General features: G+C 64.3%; 13 protein-coding genes. 6 read left to right on the top strand and 7 right to left on the bottom strand.

Going from position 1 to position 17,444, the window contains the following annotated elements; all coding sequences use genetic code 11:
• The gene (gene purH, locus A3OO_RS0116610) at window positions 1-1,593 is read left to right on the top strand and encodes a bifunctional phosphoribosylaminoimidazolecarboxamide formyltransferase/IMP cyclohydrolase (RefSeq protein ID WP_018408972.1); all 1,593 of its coding nucleotides are present in this window, start codon (window positions 1-3) and stop codon (window positions 1,591-1,593) included.
• 57 nt (window positions 1,594-1,650) lie between these two features.
• Window positions 1,651-1,980 (top strand): hypothetical protein, encoded by a 330-nt coding sequence (locus A3OO_RS0116605; RefSeq protein ID WP_040573468.1) that lies wholly within the window; start codon window positions 1,651-1,653, stop codon window positions 1,978-1,980.
• A 66-nt stretch (window positions 1,981-2,046) separates the two neighbouring features.
• On the opposite strand, the gene A3OO_RS0116600 is transcribed toward A3OO_RS0116605, so the two are convergent.
• From A3OO_RS0116600 to ptsP, 3 genes are all read right to left on the bottom strand, one after another.
• Window positions 2,047-2,310: a hypothetical protein gene (locus tag A3OO_RS0116600; protein WP_040573466.1), complete on the bottom strand. Its 264-nt coding sequence runs from the start codon at window positions 2,308-2,310 to the stop codon at window positions 2,047-2,049.
• 121 nt (window positions 2,311-2,431) lie between these two features.
• On the bottom strand, window positions 2,432-3,502 hold the full coding sequence (prfA, locus tag A3OO_RS0116595) for a peptide chain release factor 1 (RefSeq protein ID WP_018408969.1): 1,071 nt from the start codon (window positions 3,500-3,502) through the stop codon (window positions 2,432-2,434).
• A gap of 56 nt (window positions 3,503-3,558) precedes the next feature.
• Window positions 3,559-5,823, bottom strand: a complete 2,265-nt coding sequence (ptsP, locus tag A3OO_RS0116590) for a phosphoenolpyruvate--protein phosphotransferase (protein ID WP_018408968.1) — start codon at window positions 5,821-5,823, stop codon at window positions 3,559-3,561.
• A gap of 319 nt (window positions 5,824-6,142) precedes the next feature.
• On the opposite strand from ptsP, the gene A3OO_RS0116585 reads away from it, so the two are divergent.
• The gene (locus A3OO_RS0116585) at window positions 6,143-9,010 is read left to right on the top strand and encodes an EAL domain-containing protein (RefSeq protein ID WP_026223079.1); all 2,868 of its coding nucleotides are present in this window, start codon (window positions 6,143-6,145) and stop codon (window positions 9,008-9,010) included.
• A 261-nt stretch (window positions 9,011-9,271) separates the two neighbouring features.
• Window positions 9,272-11,389, top strand: coding sequence for an NAD-dependent DNA ligase LigA (gene ligA / locus A3OO_RS0116580; protein ID WP_018408966.1), 2,118 nt, complete (start codon window positions 9,272-9,274; stop codon window positions 11,387-11,389).
• Between the two features lie 148 nt (window positions 11,390-11,537).
• On the opposite strand, the gene A3OO_RS0116575 is transcribed toward ligA, so the two are convergent.
• The 4 genes from A3OO_RS0116575 to A3OO_RS0116560 all read right to left on the bottom strand — a co-directional run bounded on the left by A3OO_RS0116575 (window position 11,538) and on the right by A3OO_RS0116560 (window position 15,695).
• Entirely contained in the window at window positions 11,538-12,185 is a 648-nt protein-coding gene (locus tag A3OO_RS0116575; protein WP_018408965.1) for a sterol desaturase family protein, read from the bottom strand.
• 3 nt (window positions 12,186-12,188) lie between these two features.
• Window positions 12,189-13,184 (bottom strand): fatty acid desaturase, encoded by a 996-nt coding sequence (locus tag A3OO_RS0116570; protein ID WP_018408964.1) that lies wholly within the window; start codon window positions 13,182-13,184, stop codon window positions 12,189-12,191.
• The gene (locus tag A3OO_RS0116565) at window positions 13,181-14,395 is read right to left on the bottom strand and encodes a hypothetical protein (RefSeq protein WP_018408963.1); all 1,215 of its coding nucleotides are present in this window, start codon (window positions 14,393-14,395) and stop codon (window positions 13,181-13,183) included. The genes A3OO_RS0116570 and A3OO_RS0116565 overlap by 4 nt, the downstream gene beginning before the upstream one ends.
• Window positions 14,396-14,456: 61 nt before the next feature.
• Window positions 14,457-15,695, bottom strand: a complete 1,239-nt coding sequence (locus A3OO_RS0116560) for an aminotransferase class I/II-fold pyridoxal phosphate-dependent enzyme (protein WP_018408962.1) — start codon at window positions 15,693-15,695, stop codon at window positions 14,457-14,459.
• Between the two features lie 224 nt (window positions 15,696-15,919).
• Here A3OO_RS0116560 and ccmA point away from each other — a divergent pair, with 224 nt between their 5' ends.
• Window positions 15,920-16,597 (top strand): heme ABC exporter ATP-binding protein CcmA, encoded by a 678-nt coding sequence (gene ccmA, locus A3OO_RS0116555; protein WP_018408961.1) that lies wholly within the window; start codon window positions 15,920-15,922, stop codon window positions 16,595-16,597.
• A gap of 175 nt (window positions 16,598-16,772) precedes the next feature.
• Window positions 16,773-17,444 (top strand): heme exporter protein CcmB, encoded by a 672-nt coding sequence (ccmB, locus tag A3OO_RS0116550; protein WP_018408960.1) that lies wholly within the window; start codon window positions 16,773-16,775, stop codon window positions 17,442-17,444.

Here is a 17,444-nt window from a genome sequence, read left to right as displayed (position 1 = left end):
ATGCCCGTCGATTTGCGCCACGTGTCGCGCGCGCTGATTTCCGTTTCCGACAAAACAGGCCTTGTCGAGTTCGCGCGCGTTCTGGCGACGCATGGCGTGGAGCTTGTCTCCACCGGCGGCACGCGCAAGGCGCTCGCCGAGGCGGGTCTTGCGGTTCGCGATGTGGCCGATCTCACGCAGTTTCCGGAGATGATGGACGGAAGGCTGAAGACTCTGCACCCCAAGGTGCATGGCGGCCTTCTGGCGATCCGCGAGAATCCCGAACATGAAGCGGCGATGCTCGCGCATGACATCCGGCCGATCGACCTGCTCGTCGTCAATCTCTACCCTTTCGAGGCGGCGCTTGCGAAAGGCGCGCCGTTCGAAGAATGCGTCGAAAACATTGATATCGGCGGGCCGGCGATGATCCGCGCCGCGTCGAAAAATCACGACGACGTCGCGGTCGTCGTCGATCCCGATGATTACGCCGCGCTCATCGAGGAACTCGCGGCGACGAATGGCGCAACGCGGCTCGCGACGCGTCGACGGCTCGCGCAGAAGGCGTTTGCGCGCACCGCCGCCTATGACGCTGCGATCTCCAACTGGCTCGCGCAGCAGATCGGCGAAGCCTCGCCGCCGCTGCGCGCCTTCGGCGGACGACTCGCCGAGCCGATGCGCTATGGCGAAAACCCGCATCAATCCGCAGGCTTCTATCTCACCGGCGAGAAGCGGCCGGGCGTCGCAACAGCGCGCCAGATTCAGGGCAAACAGCTCTCGTACAACAACGTCAATGATACCGATGCGGCCTTCGAATGCGTCGCGGAATTCGATCCGGCGCGGACCGCGGCCGTCGTCATCGTCAAACACGCTAATCCTTGCGGCGTCGCCGAAGGCGCGACTCTTGTCGAAGCCTACGCCAAGGCGTTGCGTTGCGATCCGGTGTCCGCCTTCGGAGGCATCGTCGCGCTCAATCGCAAGCTCGACGCCGACGCGGCGCGTGAGATCGTCAAGATTTTCACCGAGGTGATCATCGCGCCCGACGCCGACGAAGAATCGATCGCCATCATCGGCTCCAAGAAGAACCTGCGTCTGCTGTTGACCGGTGGCGTTCCAGATGCGCGCGCGGCCGGCATGACCTATCGCTCGGTTTCGGGCGGCTTTCTTGCGCAATCGCGCGATCGCGCCGTCGTCGACGAGATGAATCTGCAGGTCGTGACGAAGCGCCAGCCGACGGCCGAGGAGCTCGCGGATCTCAAATTCGCTTTCCGCGTCGTGAAGCACGTCAAGTCGAACGCTATCGTCTACGCGAAGGGCGCCGCCACGGTGGGAATCGGCGCCGGGCAAATGTCGCGCGTCGACTCATCGCGCACCGCCGCGCATAAGGCGCAGGAGGCCGCGCGCGCGGCGGGGTTAACGACAAGTCTCGCGAAAGGCGCCGTCGTCGCTTCCGACGCTTTCTTTCCCTTTGCGGACGGACTGTTGGCGGCGGCGGAGGCGGGCGTGACGGCCGTCATCCAGCCCGGCGGCTCCATGAATGATAAGGACGTGATCGCCGCGGCGGACGCACAGGGTCTCGCCATGGTATTCACTGGCGTGCGCCACTTCCGACACTAGCAATGCGTCGGGCGATCCGGCTAGAGTGGCCGCTTGACGCGAAACGGAGTTCAAAAAATGCGTAAGTCTTTGAAACTGGCGTTGGGCCTCGCGTTGGTTGGCGCGCTTGCTTCGAGCGACGCTCTCGCGAAATCGAAACAACGCGCGCCTGTCGCGACAGGACAGGTCACCGCGACGCAGGGCGATGATTTTTCGATTCCGCTGCCGCATAATCTGACGACGGGCAAGGACTGGCTCGACGACGGCGCGGCGCCGGACGCGGCGAAGGGAAATCTGCAGCCCAATCGTTACGCCAACGACAATTACTTCCTGGAGCAGCAGGATTTCTCGCTGCAAGATCCCCAGCGCTACAATGAAATCGGTCAGTATTTCGATTACGGCTGGTGAGCGGCGCCTCACAATGAAAAGGCCGGCGTGGGCCGGCCCCTTCCTGACGATGGGATCTTGGCCGCATTAGCACGTCGGCACGGCGCGGTAGCCGATGACATAACCATAGCGGCTATAAATCGGCTCGCGAACGTAACCGCAATCCGGCTCGCTCGCGGCGGCCGCCGCCACTGCGCCTAACGCGAGCGCGCCGCCCACGGCGAAAGGCGCCCAGCCATAGCCGTGATGGTGCCATTTGGACCACGCCAATGCCGGCGTGGCGCTCGCGACCGTCCCCAACATGACGCTGGCGGCGAGACTCGTAGAGACGATCTTTTTCAACGTAGACATGGGGTTCTCCTCGGCGTTCTCACTCGTCATTTGGCGAGTAGCCGCACTCTAGCGAGAGCCTGCCCCGACGTTCGTGCGTCGGCGCACAGGACGCATGCGCACGTCATTTCGGCGGGCGCGTCTACGCCTCGCTTTGCGAGAGGAGTTTTTGCTGATGATCGGTCGTCAGCGCGTCGAAGATCTCGTCGAACTCGCCTTCCATCACGCGGTCGAGCTTGTAGAGCGTGAGATTGATGCGGTGATCGGTGACGCGTCCCTGCGGAAAATTATAGGTGCGGATTCGCTCGGAGCGATCGCCTGAGCCGACCTGCTGCTTGCGATCCTCCGAACGTTCATTGTCGAGGCGCTGTCGTTCGGCGTCATAGAGACGCGAGCGAAGAACGTTCATCGCCTTGGCTCTGTTGCGATGTTGAGAGCGCTCCTCCTGCATCATCACCACGATGCCCGATGGAATATGGGTGATGCGGATGGCCGACTCGGTCTTGTTGACGTGCTGGCCCCCGGCGCCTTGCGCGCGCATCGTATCGATCTGCAAATCCTTCTCGTCGATGTCGACGTCGACGTCCTCGGCCTGCGGCAGCACGGCGACTGTCGCGGCCGACGTGTGGATGCGACCCTGCGTCTCGGTTGCCGGCACGCGCTGGACGCGATGCACGCCGGACTCGAATTTCAGCCGGCCATAGACGCTGCGACCGATGATCTCGGCGACGATTTCCTTGAATCCGCCAAGCGGGCCGGGGCTTTCGGACACGATCTCCATGCGCCAGCCCTTGAGCGCCGCATATCTCTGATAGGCGTGGAAGAGATCGCCGGCGAACAGCGCCGCTTCGTCGCCGCCCGTGCCGGCCCGCACTTCGAGAATGACGCCTTTCTCGTCTGCTTCATCCTTCGGCAGAAGCGCCAGTTTCAGCGCGCTTTCCGCCGCAGCAAGTCGTTCGTGCGCGGCCTCCGTCTCGCTTTCGGCCAGCCCGCGCATTTCGGCGTCGAGCGAGGCGTCAGCGAGCATGGCGGAAAGATCGTCGGATTCCTTTTGCGCCGCGCGATAGGCGCGAATCCTGTCGACGACCGCGTCGAGCGTCGCGCGTTCGCGCGAGAGCGCGACGAACGCCTGCCCGTCGGCGCCGGCCGCGAGCTTGTCGCCGATCTCGTCGTAGCGCCGCAGAATGAGGTCGAGCTTGTCTTGAGCGAACATGGGGAGGTGGCTTCCCGAGCAAAGGTGAGGGCGACGGCGTGAAGAAAGGGCGCTCGCTACAAGGGCACGCCGCGCGCGATCGCGTAATCGCGCAATTGCTCGCGCACCGAAGCGCTGCCGTCGTCGGACGCGAGCAGCGAGGCGAGATACATCTGCGTCTCTTCGAGATTGAGACTGAGGATCATCGACTTGACCGGACCGATGGCGGAGGCCGCCATCGACAGCGAGCGGTAACCGATGCCGAGCAGCGCCAGCGCCTCGAGCGGGCGGCCGCCCATCTCGCCGCAGAGCGTCACCGGCGCGTTGTGCCGCGCGCCGGCCGTGACGATGCGCTCGAGTGCGCGCAGGACCGGCCGCGAGAGATTGTCGTAGCGCTTCGAGACGCGCGTGTTGTCGCGGTCTGCCGCATACATGTATTGCACCAGATCGTTCGATCCGACCGACAGAAAATCCGCGCGCTCGGCGATAAGATCGATTTCCCACAAGAGCGACGGCACTTCCACCATCGCGCCGAGCTCCAGGCGCGTCGGCGGCGGATAGCGATGATGCGTGATGTGCTCGAGTTCCCGCAGCGCAATCGCCTTCGCCGCGTCAAATTCGGCGACATTGGCGATCATCGGAAACATGATGCGCAGATCGCGATGGGCGCCCGCCTTCAGCATCGCGCGCAGCTGCATGCGCAAAAGCCCCGGCCTGTCGAGGCCGATGCGGATGGCGCGCCAACCGAGCGCCGGGTTCTCCTCTTCGATCTTCGCCATATAGGGAAGGATCTTGTCGGAGCCGATGTCGAGCGTGCGAAACGTGATCGGCTTATCCGGCGCGGCGTCGAGCACCGCTTTGTAGAAGCGATATTGCTCGTCCATGCGCGGAAAGCGCGGCGCGAGCATGAATTGCAACTCTGTGCGGAATAGTCCGATCGAATTCGCGCCGGTCTCATGCAGATGCGGCATGTCGATCGCCAGGCCGGCGTTCATCTGCAGCCCGATTTCGACGCCGTCCTTGGTGACCGCCGGCACATCGCGCAGCTTGGCGTATTGCTCCTGACGCCGCGCCCGCAGCCGCGCTTTTTCGGCATAAGCGCTCTGCACGTCGGGCTGCGGCCGAACATGCACTTCGCCGGTCGTGCCGTCGACGATGATCGGATCGCCGGTTTCGACGATGTCGATCAGGCCGGCGACGAGCCCTACGGTGGCGATGCCAAGCGCGCGCGCGACAATGGCGACGTGGCTCGTCGGCCCGCCTTCCTCCAGCACCAAACCGCGCAGCCGCTTGCGGTCATAGTCGAGAAGCGCCGCCGGCCCCATGGTGCGCGCTACGATGATGGCGTTTTCCGGCACGCTGTCGCGATCGGCGACGTAGCTCTGACCCGTCAGCTGATGCAGCAGGCGGTTGGCGATATCGTCGAGATCGTGCAGGCGGTCGCGCAGATAGGGATCGGTCTGACGCTGCATGCGCGCGCGCGCGTCGTTCTGGACGCGCTCGACCGCGGCCTCCGCCGTCAGCCCGGTCATCACCGCTTCGCGCAGGCGGCGCACCCAGCCGCGGTCGTAAGCGACCATCCGCACGGTTTCGAGCACCTCGCGCGGCTCGCCGGCGGCGATACGGTCGCTATGTGCGACGAGCTCGTCGATCGACTGGCGCATCGCGTCGATCGCATGTTCGAGCCTCGCGAGTTCAGAGGGCATGTCCTCGGCGACGAGCTGCTTGATGACGACGCGCGGTTCGTGCAGCAGCACATGGCCGAGGCCGACGCCTTCCGCCATCGGCGCGCCTCTCAGCGACGCCGGGCGATAAAGCGCGAGATCGCGCGGATCTTCGATCGCCTGCAATTCGCCCGAGGCGATGAGCTCGGCGAGCAGCATCGCCGTCGTCTGCAGCGCCTCGATCTCTTCTTCCGAATAAACGCGGCGCACCTTGTTCTGCACGACGAGCACGCCGAGCGTGTTGCCGCCGCGCAGGATCGGCACGCCGAGGAAGGAGTGATAGGCGTCTTCGCCCGTCTCCGGCTTGTAGGAGAAGGAGGGATGCTCCTGCGCCTCCGAAAGGGCGAGAGGCTCGGCGCTTTTGGCGATCAGGCCGACAAGTCCTTCGCCCGCGTGCATCGTGGTGAGATGCACGGCCTCGCGGTTAAGGCCCTCCGTGGCGTAAAGCTCCAAGCGCTGGTCGGCGCGCAGCACATAAACGGAACAAACCTCGGCGACCATATTCGCGGCGATCTGCACGACGATCTTGTCGAGCCGCGCCTGTGCGCTCACCGGTTCCGCGCTGATTTCGCGGAGTCGGCGCAGCAGAAGGCGAGGGCCGCCGAGAGCGCTTCGCATCCAATCCGTTCCCGTTTTCCCAGAATTTCGCGGGTGGGCACACCGCAAAAAAACCGCCATGCGCCTGCAGATTGCGACGGTGGCCTTCAAGCAGCGTATATTGGCGCCGTCCGCGCTCCGCAAGCGCGGCCAAGAAGCGCAGCGACGCAAGGAACATACCGTTATTGCAAAGCTTGGCGAATCGGCTTGCCGGCAAGGCTCGAAGCCTCTACCACTTTCCGATCAGAGTCTGGCGAAGACAGCCCGCCCACGCGCTTCGCGCCCGGCATCGGCCGCGCCAGACGCGTTCTCCGAGCCTGCGGCATCGAGAAGAGAATTCGTGCGTCTGAAAAAATACCTAATTGCGCTCTTTCTGTTCATCCTCTCGGCTCAGGCCGTCGCCATGGAGTCGGTGCGGGTGCCGCAGGGCGCGCGGGCGATCGATCTCACCAATGTCATCGAGAAACATTCCTCGCAGGGCGACCGGCTGCAGGTCTCGACCGCGCCTGGCTCGGACGGCATCGTCCGCCGTATCGAAGTCGGCGCCAAGGAGGCCGGCAGCCAGCCCAACTGGATCGTTTTCGCGCTCACCAACGACACGGATGAGCAGATCGAGCGCCTGATCGTCGCTCCGCATTACCGCCTACAGGGCTCGGGCGTCATCTGGCCCGATCTCGGCTCGACGCGCATTTCGGCGATCACGGCCAGCCAGGGCTTTCCGCCCGAGGCCGAAGACGCCTCGGACGCCGACGTTTTCCGGCTGACGCTCGACCCCGGAACGACGGTCACCTATGTCGCGGAGCTGCGCACGCCGAATCTGCCGCAGCTCTATTTGTGGGAGCCAGCCGCCTATAAGGACAAGGTGACGAGCCTGACGCTCTACAAGGGCATCGTCATCGGCATCGCCGGCCTGCTCGCGCTGTTTCTGACCATCGTCTTCGTGGTGAAAGGCGCGGTCATCTTCCCGGCGGCGGCGGCGCTCGCCTGGGCGGTGCTGGCCTATGTGTGCATCGATTTCGGTTTTTGGGACAAGATTTTCGGCTTTGACGCCAACGCCAACCGCATCTGGCGCGCCGGCGCCGAAACGGTTCTCTCGGCGACGCTCGTCGTCTTCCTTTTCGCCTATCTGAACCTCAACCGCTGGCATGTGCGCGCCTGGCACGTCGCCGCCCTGTGGCTGCTGATTCTGTTGGACCTCGTCGGCCTCGCGGTGTTCGACGCGCCTGTCGCCGCTGGCGTTGCGCGCATCTCGCTGGCGACGGCCGCCGTCGTCGGCTTCGTGCTGATTCTCTATCTCGCGTCGCACGGCTTCGATCGGGCCATCATGCTGATCCCGACCTGGTTCCTGCTGGCCGTGTGGGTGGCGACGGCGGGATTTGCGGTCGCCGGCTGGATCACCAACGATCTCGTCTCTCCGGCGCTCGTCGGGGGCCTGGTGCTCATCGTGATGCTGATCGGATTCACGGTGATGCAAAACGCCTTCGCCGCCGGCGGGCTGTCGCACGGGGCCATCAGCGACGTCGAGCGCAAGGCCCTCGCGCTCACCGGCGCGAATGAGATCGTGTTCGACTGGGACGTTCCGTCGGACCACATCTATGTCAGCCCGGAGGCGGAAGCGGCGCTCGGACTCGACCGCGGCGGGCTCGAGGGCGCCGCCTCCTCCTGGCTCGATCTGCTGCATCCCTTCGAGCAGGACCGCTATCGCGCCTGTCTCGACGCCATTCTCGAGCAGCGGCGCGGCCGCATCAATCAGGACTTCCGCCTGCGCGCGGCGGACGGCCATTACCTCTGCTACCGGCTGCGGGCGCGGCCGGTGGTCGGCCCGGACGGCGAGGTGATCCGCGTCGTCGGCACGCTCAATGACGTGACCGACGAGCGCAACGCCCAGGAACGGCTGCTGCACGACGCCGTGCATGACAATCTGACGGGCCTGCCGAACCGCGAATTGTTCTTCGATCGGCTGGAGGCCGCGCTGATTCTCGCGCGCATGGAAAAGGACGTGCGCCCGACGATCCTCGTCATCGACATCGACCGCTTCAAGCAGATCAACGAGCAGGTCGGCATGGCCATGGGCGACAGCATTCTGCTCACCGTGGCGCATCGCCTGACGCGGCTGTTGCAGCCGCAAGACACGCTGGCGCGACTTTCCGGCGATACATTCGCGATCATCCTCGTTTCAGAGTCGCACGCCGACCACGTCATCTCCATCGCCGATTCGGTGCGCCGCGCGCTGTCTATTCCGGTGCGCTTCACCGATCAGGAGATCGCGCTGTTCGCCTCGATCGGCATCGCGCTCTACGATCAGCAGACGCATCCCGGCGCCGGCGACATGCTGGAAGACGCCCAGATCGCGATGCGCCACGCCAAGCGCTCAGGCGGCAACCGCATTGAAGTGTTCCGCCCGGCCATGCGCGCGCAGCGATCCGACCGGCTGACGCTCGAGGCCGATCTGCGGCGGGCGTTGGAGCGCAGCGAGATCAAGGTTTTCTTCCAGCCGATCGTCAGGCTCGAGGATCGCACCATTGCCGGTTTCGAGGCCTTGCTGCGGTGGGACCATCTGCGCCTGGGTCGGCTCGAGCCTTCCGAATTCCTTCCCATCGCCGAGCAGACGGGGCTGATCGTCGATCTCGGACTTCTGGCGCTGGAGCGCACGGCGCGCGAACTCGCGGCCTGGCAACGCGCGCTTGCGGTCGATCCGCCGATTTTCGCCTCCGTCAACGTCTCGTCGCGCCAGCTCTTGCGCCACGACCTCCTGCGCGACGTCAAAAGCGTGTTGATGCGCAATGACATCGCCAAAGGCAGCCTCAAACTCGAACTGACCGAGAGTCTGGTGATGGAGAATCCCGAATATGCCGCGCAGATGCTGGCGCGCATCAAGGAACTCGGCGCGGGGCTGTCGCTCGACGATTTCGGCGCCGGCTATTCTTCGCTCGCCTATTTGCAGCGCTTCCCCTTCGACACGATCAAGATCGATCGTTCCTTCATCAAGCAGTCCGGCAAGGGCGCGCGCCCTATCATTCTGCGCTCGATCATCGCGCTGGCGCAGGATCTCGGCATGGACGTCGTCGCCGAGGGCGCGGAGACCGAGCAGGACGCGATCGAGCTATATCAGCTCGGCTGCGGCTTCGCGCAGGGCTACGCCTTTGGGCGCCCGATCAGCGCGCGGGACGCGCGCCGCCTCGTCGGAGCCGCGCCGGAAGCGGCGTAGTTCCCACTCCCCATGGCCCGGCGAAACCGCTAGCTTCGGCAAGTTCGAACGTTTTGGGATGTTCCTTCGAGTGTACGAATTTCGGTCAATCTGTTCGGAGGGCCTGTCATTCCCGGCAGGCCGAAGGCCTGACCGGGAATCCAGAACCGACCCACGAACGCGGGGTTTGCTCTGGATTCCCGATCACGCGAGACGCGCGTCGGGAATGACAAGCGAGCGGTTCAGCCGGAAGTTGTATGTCGCGTCGAACCATTTCTCCGCATGACCAAGAAACCTTCTCGCGCCTACCCTGCTTCTGTCGAGGAACTGACGCCCATCGAAGCGCGCGCCGAACATGCACGGCTGCAGGAAGAGATCGCCGCGCATGATCGCCGCTATTACCAGGAAGACGCGCCGACGATTTCGGACGCCGACTATGACGCGCTGCGCCGTCGCTACGAGGAACTGGAAAGAGTTTTCCCGGAACTCGCGACGGCGGAGTCGCTGACGAAGAAAGTCGGCGCCAAGCCGTCGGAAAAATTCGCCAAAGTGAATCACGCCGTGCCGATGCTCTCGCTCGGCAACGTCTTCTCGGACGAAGAGGTCCTGGAATTCGTCGCGCGCGTGCGCCGCTTTCTCGGCCTGGGTGAAAGCCCGCTGCGCTTCACCTTCGAGCCGAAGATCGACGGGCTGTCCTGTTCGCTGCGCTACGAGAAGGGCCATCTCGTGCAGGCGGCGACGCGCGGCGACGGCTATGAGGGCGAAGACGTCACCGCCAATGTCCGAACGATCGACGAGATTCCGCAACGGCTGCGGGGCAATCATTCGGACGTTTTTGAAGTGCGCGGCGAAGTCTATATGACGCACAAGGACTTCGCTGCGCTCAATGCACGGCAGAAGGAACTAGGTAAGACTCTCTTCGCCAATCCTCGCAACGCCGCCGCAGGCTCTCTGCGGCAGCTCGATCCGAAGATCACTGCATCCCGTCCGCTGCATTTCTTCGCCTATGGGTGGGGCGAGACGAGCGCACTGCCTGCGAATACGCAACTGGGCGTGCTTGAGGCGCTGCGCCGTTACGGGTTGCCGGTCAATCCGCTGACGACGCTCTGCGAGAACGCGGAAGACATGCTGGCGCATTACCGGGCGATCGAAACGCAACGCGCGACGCTCGGCTATGACATCGACGGCGTTGTCTACAAGGTCGATGACATCGCGCTGGAGGAGCGGCTTGGATTTGTCTCGCGCGCGCCGCGCTGGGCCGTCGCGCGCAAGTTCCCCGCCGAACGCGCGACGACAATTTTGCGCGACATCGAAATTCAGGTCGGTCGCACGGGCGCCTTAACGCCGGTCGCGAGGCTCGAGCCGGTGACGGTCGGCGGCGTCGTCGTGCAGAACGCGACACTGCACAACGAAGACGAGATCGCGCGCAAAGATATTCGCATCGGCGATACGGTCGTCGTGCAGCGCGCCGGCGACGTCATTCCGCAGATCGTCGAGGTGGTGGCGGAGAAGCGCCCGAACGGCGCGAAGCCTTATCAATTTCCCCATGTCTGCCCGCGCTGCGGCTCGGCGGCGCTGCGCGAGATCGACGAGAAGACCGGCGAAGCGGATGTCGTGCGTCGTTGCACCGGATCGCTTGTCTGTCCGGCGCAGGCGATCGAGCGCCTAAAGCATTTCGCCTCGCGCAACGCCATGGACATTGAAGGTCTCGGCGACAAGCAGATCGAATTTTTCTACGATGAAGGGCTCATCAAAACCGCTTCCGACATTTTTGCGCTTGCCGAGCGCGAAGCGCAGATGTCGCCGCGACTCGCGGAACGCGAGGGCTATGGCGAGACCTCGGTGCGCAACCTCTTTGCGGCGATCGAGGCGCGCCGAAGCGTTCCAATCAATCGCTTCATCTTCGCGCTTGGCGTGCGCCACGTGGGCGAGACCAATGCGCGCCGGCTCGCCCGCCATTTCGGCGACTTCGAGTCGTTGCGCGAGACCGCGCGCGATGCTGCGACTGGCAGCGAGGCGCGCGCGCGGATCGATTCGATCGACGGCGTCGGGCCTGCTGTCGCCGAAGCGCTGCACGATTTTTTCGCCGAGCCGCATAATGAGCGCGAACTCGACGCGCTTCTCAAACAAATCACGCTGGAGCCGATGCCGGCGGTGGCGTCCACGTCGCCCGTCTCCGGCAAGACGGTGGTGTTCACCGGCGCGCTGGAGCGGCTCACGCGTGATGAAGCGAAGGCGCAGGCCGAGCGTTTCGGCGCGCATGTCGCGGCGTCGGTGTCGAAGAAAACCGATCTCGTGGTCGCTGGTCCCGGCGCTGGCTCGAAGCTCAAAAAGGCGGCGGAGCTCGGTATCGAGGTGATTACCGAAGACGAGTGGTTCAAGCGGACCGGGCAGGGGTAAAATTCAGCACTCGTCGCAGATAGGGCGTTTCCCTCCCCTCGACGGGGAGGGTGGCTTGCGAAGCAAGCCGGGTGGGGTGAATTCTATTACCCCCACCCGATCGCCTTCGGCGATCGACCTCCCCGCAAGGGGGAGGTAGTGCGCGCCCTCACACCGCGCGCGTGCCGGGCGTCTCGTCCTTGCGATAGGCCGTGCCGAACACATAGTCCCACCAGATCGCGTGAACGCCGAAGCCTTTCTCGGCGTCGCGGAAATGATGCAGCATGTGCAGGCGCTTCACCATGCGGGCGAATTCGGACTTCGGCTGCCCGTGATGCGTCCAGTAGTGCACGCAATCATAGATCACATAACCCGTGATGAAGCCGGCGAGCGCTGGCCACGCGAATGTCGCGCCAAAAATCAGGCGGGCGCAGACGAGCGCGATCAGCATGATCGGCGCCGAGAGCAGCGGCGGCATGACGAGCCGCAGCGGGTCGTTGGGATAGATGTGATGCACGCCGTGGATGAGGAATTGGAAGCGCGGTCCAAGCCCGAACGGCAGCGCGAACACGGTGTGAAAGAGATAGCGGTGGCCGAAATATTCGGTCAGCGTCCAGCCCAGATAGCCGACGACAAGACCCAATAAGACGAGCGTCAGACTGTTGAAGGTGAGCGAATAGAACACCAGGCCGAGAATGATCGGGCAATAGACGATCACCGGCGTCAAATGATGCACGCGCGACAGCTTGTCGAGAAGATCGCTCTCGAAGAGGCGGGGCGAAGCGTCGAGCGCTTCCGTTCTTACGTCCTGCGTCATGACTTACTCCGCCGGCGCGACGACAGGCGCTACGCGCTCCGCCGCCTGCGTGACATTTTCCGACCGCGTGCCGAGCGAATAGGTCGGATCGAAGATGAAGGTGACGAGCAGTGCGGTCCAGGAGCGATGGCATCGCAGATCATCATAGAACTCCGGCGCCATCGCCTTCAGCTGAGGCAAACGGTTCCACGGGATCTCGTGAAAGTCGTGGTGTTCGTTGTGATAGCCGATGTTGAGCGCGAGCGTGTTGAGCGGCCCGTAATAGTCGAACGTCCCCTGGTCGGGGCCGAAGGCGAAATGCTCCTGCAGCCAGCGCGCGCTCAGCGGATGCATGCCTCCAACCGAAAACCAGAAGGAAAAGAAAAGATAGAGCAGCGCGTTCGGCCCAAAGGCCCAGAGCACGAAAAGATCGAAGACGGCGATGACGGCGATATTGACGTAGGTCCAGGTTCCCCAGATCGGCACCGTGCCTTTCAGGCGCGACAGGCGCGCAAGCTGAATGACCGGGAAGAAGAAGATCCAAGCGGCCTTGCGCCAGCCGCTGTTGCCGACCCATTCGACCTCCCAGCGACTCGGAATGTCGGCGTCATAGTCATAGGCCGACAGATGCGAATGATGTTTGATGTGGTAGCAGCGAAAGCCCATCGCCGTCGGAAAGGCGTTGGGAAGATCGGCGAGGATCGCCGTCCACTTGTTGGCGAGCGGGCTCTCGAAGACGCAATTGTGAATCGCGTCGTGGATGATTACGAAATTGGCGTGATTGGCGAAGGCTCCGACGCAGATCGCCATCAAGAGCGACAGCCACCAGTAGGAAAGGCCGAGCGAACCCAAGATCGCGGCGATGACGAACTGCCCGACGAAAATCGCCGCCGTGATCTTGAAGGTCACCGGGTCCTTGCCGAAGAGTTCGCGCACTTGCGGATATTTTTCGAGGATCAGCTTGCGCCGCTCGACATGCGAGCGGTCGGCGCCATTGGCGGTGACGGATATGCCATTCATGACGTTGCATCCTGTAGCTGAGTTGCCGTGACGCCGTCACGCATACGCATGGCCTCGTCGCCGCCGCCGACCGTGAGGCGCTTTTCATAGATGCGATGAATCTTGTCGACCTTGCCGCCGAACATTTCGATCGGCCGGCGCATGTCGGCGTTGCTTTCCAACACCCATCCCGCTTCGAGATGCGGAACGCGGATTTTTGCGTGGCGCCGCCGCATCTCTTCGACCAGCGACAGGAAGATCGCGCCGCCGGTCGCGCTTCTTTGCAGCGTCTTTCGCGTGCCAAGCAGCAACAGCCGCGCCGATTTGAACTGATGCGAGCGGAATCGCTTAAACGCGCGCGCCCAGCCGAAGGGGAACAGGCGTCCGTTGAGATCGGCGAGAATCTCATTGAGATTGGGAAGCGCGATCGCAAAGGACTGCGGAACGCCGTCAAGCTCGACGACGATGCCGAAATCCTCCGGCACGAGATATTGCAGCGCGTCGGCGTCGGAGTCGAATTCTTCCTTGGTGAAGGGCACGAAACCCCAATTTCCGCTCCAGCCGTCGTTGAACAGCTCGGTCATCAGCGCGGTTTCGCCCTGCTTCAACGCCTTCATGTTCAACGGCCTGAGTTTCAAGCGATCGCGCCATTCGCGCCGCGTTGAAATGCGCGCGGGCTTGTCGCTCTCGTCGCTCGAAATGTCGAAGCGGTAGGACAGGAGGTCTTGCGCCTTCTCATAGCCCAGCGCCTCGAGATGGCGCGAGAGATAGGGCGGATGCCAGGGCATGAAGAACATCGGCGTCGCGTCGAAGCCATCGACAAGAAGTCCGCACTCCTTGTTGACCGACGGCGAGAACGGTCCGTTGATCCGCTCCGCGCCCTTGGCGCGCAGCCAGTCCTCGGCGGCCTGGGTCAGCGCGCGCACGACCTCGACGTCGTCGATTGCGTCGAGCGCGCCGAATTGCGCATTGGAGGCGCCGACCGGCGTGACGCCGGGCTTATAGATCTGCGCCATGACGCGACCGACCCATTGGCCATCACGGCGGGCGAGAAATTTCTGCTCCTCGACGAGCTTGTAATGCGGGTTGAGCTTATGCGCGAAGACGCTCCAGCGCTCGATGTCGAGCGGCGGCGCGAAGCCTTCGGCGCCGGCATAGAGCAGCCGTGGCAGCCTGCAGAAGGTCGCAAAGCGCAAAGGGCCGTCGACCGGAAGAATCTCGATCCGCGCCATATGCAAGTCCTAGCGGCCGCTGGCCTTAATCGAAAGCGTCAAAGTGACGCGGGAGTCAGCGCTAGCCGCCCGCCATCGCCGCGGCGACGATCTGATGCGCTTCTTCCGTCACCGGCGGCATGTCGCGCAGCATCTGGATGACGCCGCGGATTTCCGCTTCGCTGTGGTTCGCCGAGAAAAAGAAGCGCAGCCGCGGCCCGTCCTTTGGCACGCCGATGCGCACGACCGGCGGCACGTAATAGCCGTTCTCCAGCAGATGCTGGGACGCCCACATCGTCTCGACGTCGCTCGAGAAGAGGATCGGCACGACCCCGCGACCGATCGCCGGCCCGGTCGAGAATCCTGCCTCATGCGCGACCGTCCGGAAGAGCTCGGCGTTGTCCGCGAGTTTGGCGATGCGCCAGGTCTCTTCCTGCATCAGCCGCAGCGCAGTGCGCGCGGCGGCGAGAATGACGGGCGACAGGCCGACGCTGTAGACGAAGCCCGGCAGCGTATAGCGAAACCAGTCGATGACCTGCTTCTTGCCGCAGACATAGCCGCCGCAGGACGCGAGCGTCTTCGACATGGTGCCGACGATGAGGTCGATGCGCGCCGGATCGACGCCCTGATGTTCGGCGAGGCCGCGGCCCGTCGCGCCGAGCACGCCGAGCGAATGCGCCTCGTCGACAAGAAGCCAGACCTTGTATTTGTCCTTGATGGCGAGGAGCCGCGGCAGGTCGGCGGTGTCGCCGTCCATGCTGTAGACGCCCTCGACCACGATCAGGACGTTGCGGTATTCCTCGCGGTGGCGCGCGAGCAGATGGTCGAGATGATCCAAATCGTTGTGGCGGAATTTGACGACCTGCGCCGGCGCGCCGTCGGCGCCCGCGACGATGCTGTTATGCGCGAGTTCGTCGATGAAGATCGCGTCGCGCTTGCCGCTCATCAGCCAGGCGATCGTCGTGACATTGGAGAGATAGCCGGAGACGAGCGTCAGCGCGCTTTCCATGCCAAGGAATTCGGCGATCTCCGCCTCGAACGGCTTGTGCGTGGTGCGTTCGCCGCCGACAAGTCGCGAGGCCAGCGCGCCGATGCCGAGGCCGTCGATCTCGCGCTTTGCTTCCTCGCGGATCCGCGGGTGATTCGCGAGCCCGAGATAATCGTAATTGGCGAAGCTGACGAAGTGCTTGCCCTGCGCCTCGAATTCGGCTCGCAGCCTGTCGATCTGGGCGAAGAACGGATCGCTGAACTCCAGCAAGGCGTTGCCAGCAAAACGGAATCGTCTTGCCGCGTAATCCTCTAAGCTCTTATGCTTCGTCACTTACTGGGCAATCCCTGGATACGGGCGCGCCGCGCGCGATTAGCGAGAACTTGGGCCGCTGAGCGCCCAAGAAAGGGTCTGCGCTGCTTAGCATTCCCGTCCCGTCTGCGCCAGCGGGGCGGCCGGGGGCAGGGCGGGGCGCTTGAGGTGCGCGCGGACCGGGCCGTCAAGAACGGCTTGTCCGCTGTCTGGCGGAGTCGATCGCAAAGCTCTATGCGGAGCGCATGTCGATCGATGTCCCAGGGCCCGTTGAGCCGCCCGTTCCGCCGCCCGTCGATGGCGCTTTACGTCTTTGCGTCGATAATCTCGGCGTTTTGCGCGGGGGCCGGCGCGTGCTCGATCACCTGAGCTTTTCGCTTTCCGCCGGGCAGGCGCTCATCGTGACGGGTCCCAACGGCGCCGGGAAATCGACGCTGCTGCGGGCCTTGGCGGGACTGCTGCCGCGCGCGGGAGGCTCGATCGCTCTCGAAGGCGGGCCGCCCGACGTCGAACTGCCGCAGCAGGCGCATTACCTTGCCCATAGCGATGGGATGAAGGCGGCGCTAAGCGTCGAGGAGAACCTCGAATTCTGGTCGCGTTATTTGGCTCAGGAGCCTGACCGGCGCAGCCGCACGGTCGGCGCGGCGCTCGGGGTCGTCGGTCTCTCCCATGTCGCCGGCGCGTCGTTCGGCGTGCTGTCCGCCGGACAGAAACGGCGCGCCGCATTGGCGCGTCTTCTCGTCGCCTTTCGGCCGCTTTGGCTCCTCGACGAGCCGCTGACGGCGCTCGACCGCGCCTCGCGCGAAAAATTCGCGCTCGCCATGCGCGATCATTGCGCGCTCGGCGGATTGATCGTCGCCGCGACGCATGAGCCGCTGGGATTGAACGAAGCAAAGGAATTGGCGCTAGGGAGCGCGGGATAATGCTGCGTTTCTCTCTGCGGCTCCTTGCCCTCGCCCCTCACCTCACCTCTCCCCGCCAGCGGGGAGAGGGGTCATCAGCGCCGCGCTTGCCGCCCCCTCTCCCCGCGGGAGCGGGGAGAGGTGAGGTGAGGGGCCGGGGGATTGGCTCGAACGCCATAAAAGCCTGGAGTCTAGATTGAGTTCTCCGCTCGCCGCGCTTTTCCTGCGCGAATGGCGCGTCGCGCGCCGCATCGGCGGCTCCGGCGCGATGGGCGTCGTGTTCTTCCTGACGCTCGTCGCGATCGTGCCCTTCGCCGTCGGGCCCGACCCCAATCTTCTCGCCCGCATCGGACCGGCGATCCTGTGGATCGCGGCGCTGCTGGCGACGCTGCTTTGTCTCGACCGTCTGTTTCAGGCCGACGCCGAGGATGGCTCGCTGGATCTCTTCCATCTTTCCGAGACCCCGCTCGAATTGGCGGTGCTCGTCAAATGCGCGGCGCATTGGGCGGCGACCGGCCTGCCGCTCGTGATCGCCGCGCCGTTTCTGGCGTTGATGCTGCAGCAGGAGGCCATGGCGCTTCTCGGCGTCGTCGCGACGCTGCTTGTCGGCACGCCGGCGCTCACGCTGATCGGCGCCATTGGCGCGGCGGCGACCGTGACCGTGAGGCGGGGCGGCCTGCTCATGGCGCTGCTCGTCCTGCCGCTGACGATCCCGGTGCTGATCTTCGGCGTCTCCGCCGCGGAGGCGGCGAGCGGCGGCGCCGTGCCCTTCTACGCGCCCTTCGCGATTCTCTGCGCGATCACGCTCGCCGCTCTCGCGCTTTGCCCCTTCGCGGCCGCCGCGGCGCTGCGCTATCTCGGCGAATAG

Origin of the sequence: Methylocystis rosea SV97 (assembly GCF_000372845.1) — a bacterium.
Lineage (GTDB): Bacteria > Pseudomonadota > Alphaproteobacteria > Rhizobiales > Beijerinckiaceae > Methylocystis > Methylocystis rosea.
This window is presented reverse-complemented; position numbering and strand designations above follow the sequence as displayed.

Bases quoted from the DNA above. Each gene is read 5' to 3' on its own strand.
- purH (WP_018408972.1), top strand. From the start codon at position 1: ATGCCCGTCGATTTGCGCCACGTGTCGCGCGCGCTGATTTCCGTTTCC.
- A3OO_RS0116605 (WP_040573468.1), top strand. From the start codon at position 1,651: ATGCGTAAGTCTTTGAAACTGGCGTTGGGCCTCGCGTTGGTTGGCGCG.
- A3OO_RS0116600 (WP_040573466.1), bottom strand. From the start codon at position 2,310: ATGTCTACGTTGAAAAAGATCGTCTCTACGAGTCTCGCCGCCAGCGTC.
- prfA (WP_018408969.1), bottom strand. From the start codon at position 3,502: ATGTTCGCTCAAGACAAGCTCGACCTCATTCTGCGGCGCTACGACGAG.
- ptsP (WP_018408968.1), bottom strand. From the start codon at position 5,823: ATGCGAAGCGCTCTCGGCGGCCCTCGCCTTCTGCTGCGCCGACTCCGC.
- ligA (WP_018408966.1), top strand. From the start codon at position 9,272: ATGACCAAGAAACCTTCTCGCGCCTACCCTGCTTCTGTCGAGGAACTG.
- A3OO_RS0116575 (WP_018408965.1), bottom strand. From the start codon at position 12,185: ATGACGCAGGACGTAAGAACGGAAGCGCTCGACGCTTCGCCCCGCCTC.
- A3OO_RS0116570 (WP_018408964.1), bottom strand. From the start codon at position 13,184: ATGAATGGCATATCCGTCACCGCCAATGGCGCCGACCGCTCGCATGTC.
- A3OO_RS0116565 (WP_018408963.1), bottom strand. From the start codon at position 14,395: ATGGCGCGGATCGAGATTCTTCCGGTCGACGGCCCTTTGCGCTTTGCG.
- ccmA (WP_018408961.1), top strand. From the start codon at position 15,920: ATGTCGATCGATGTCCCAGGGCCCGTTGAGCCGCCCGTTCCGCCGCCC.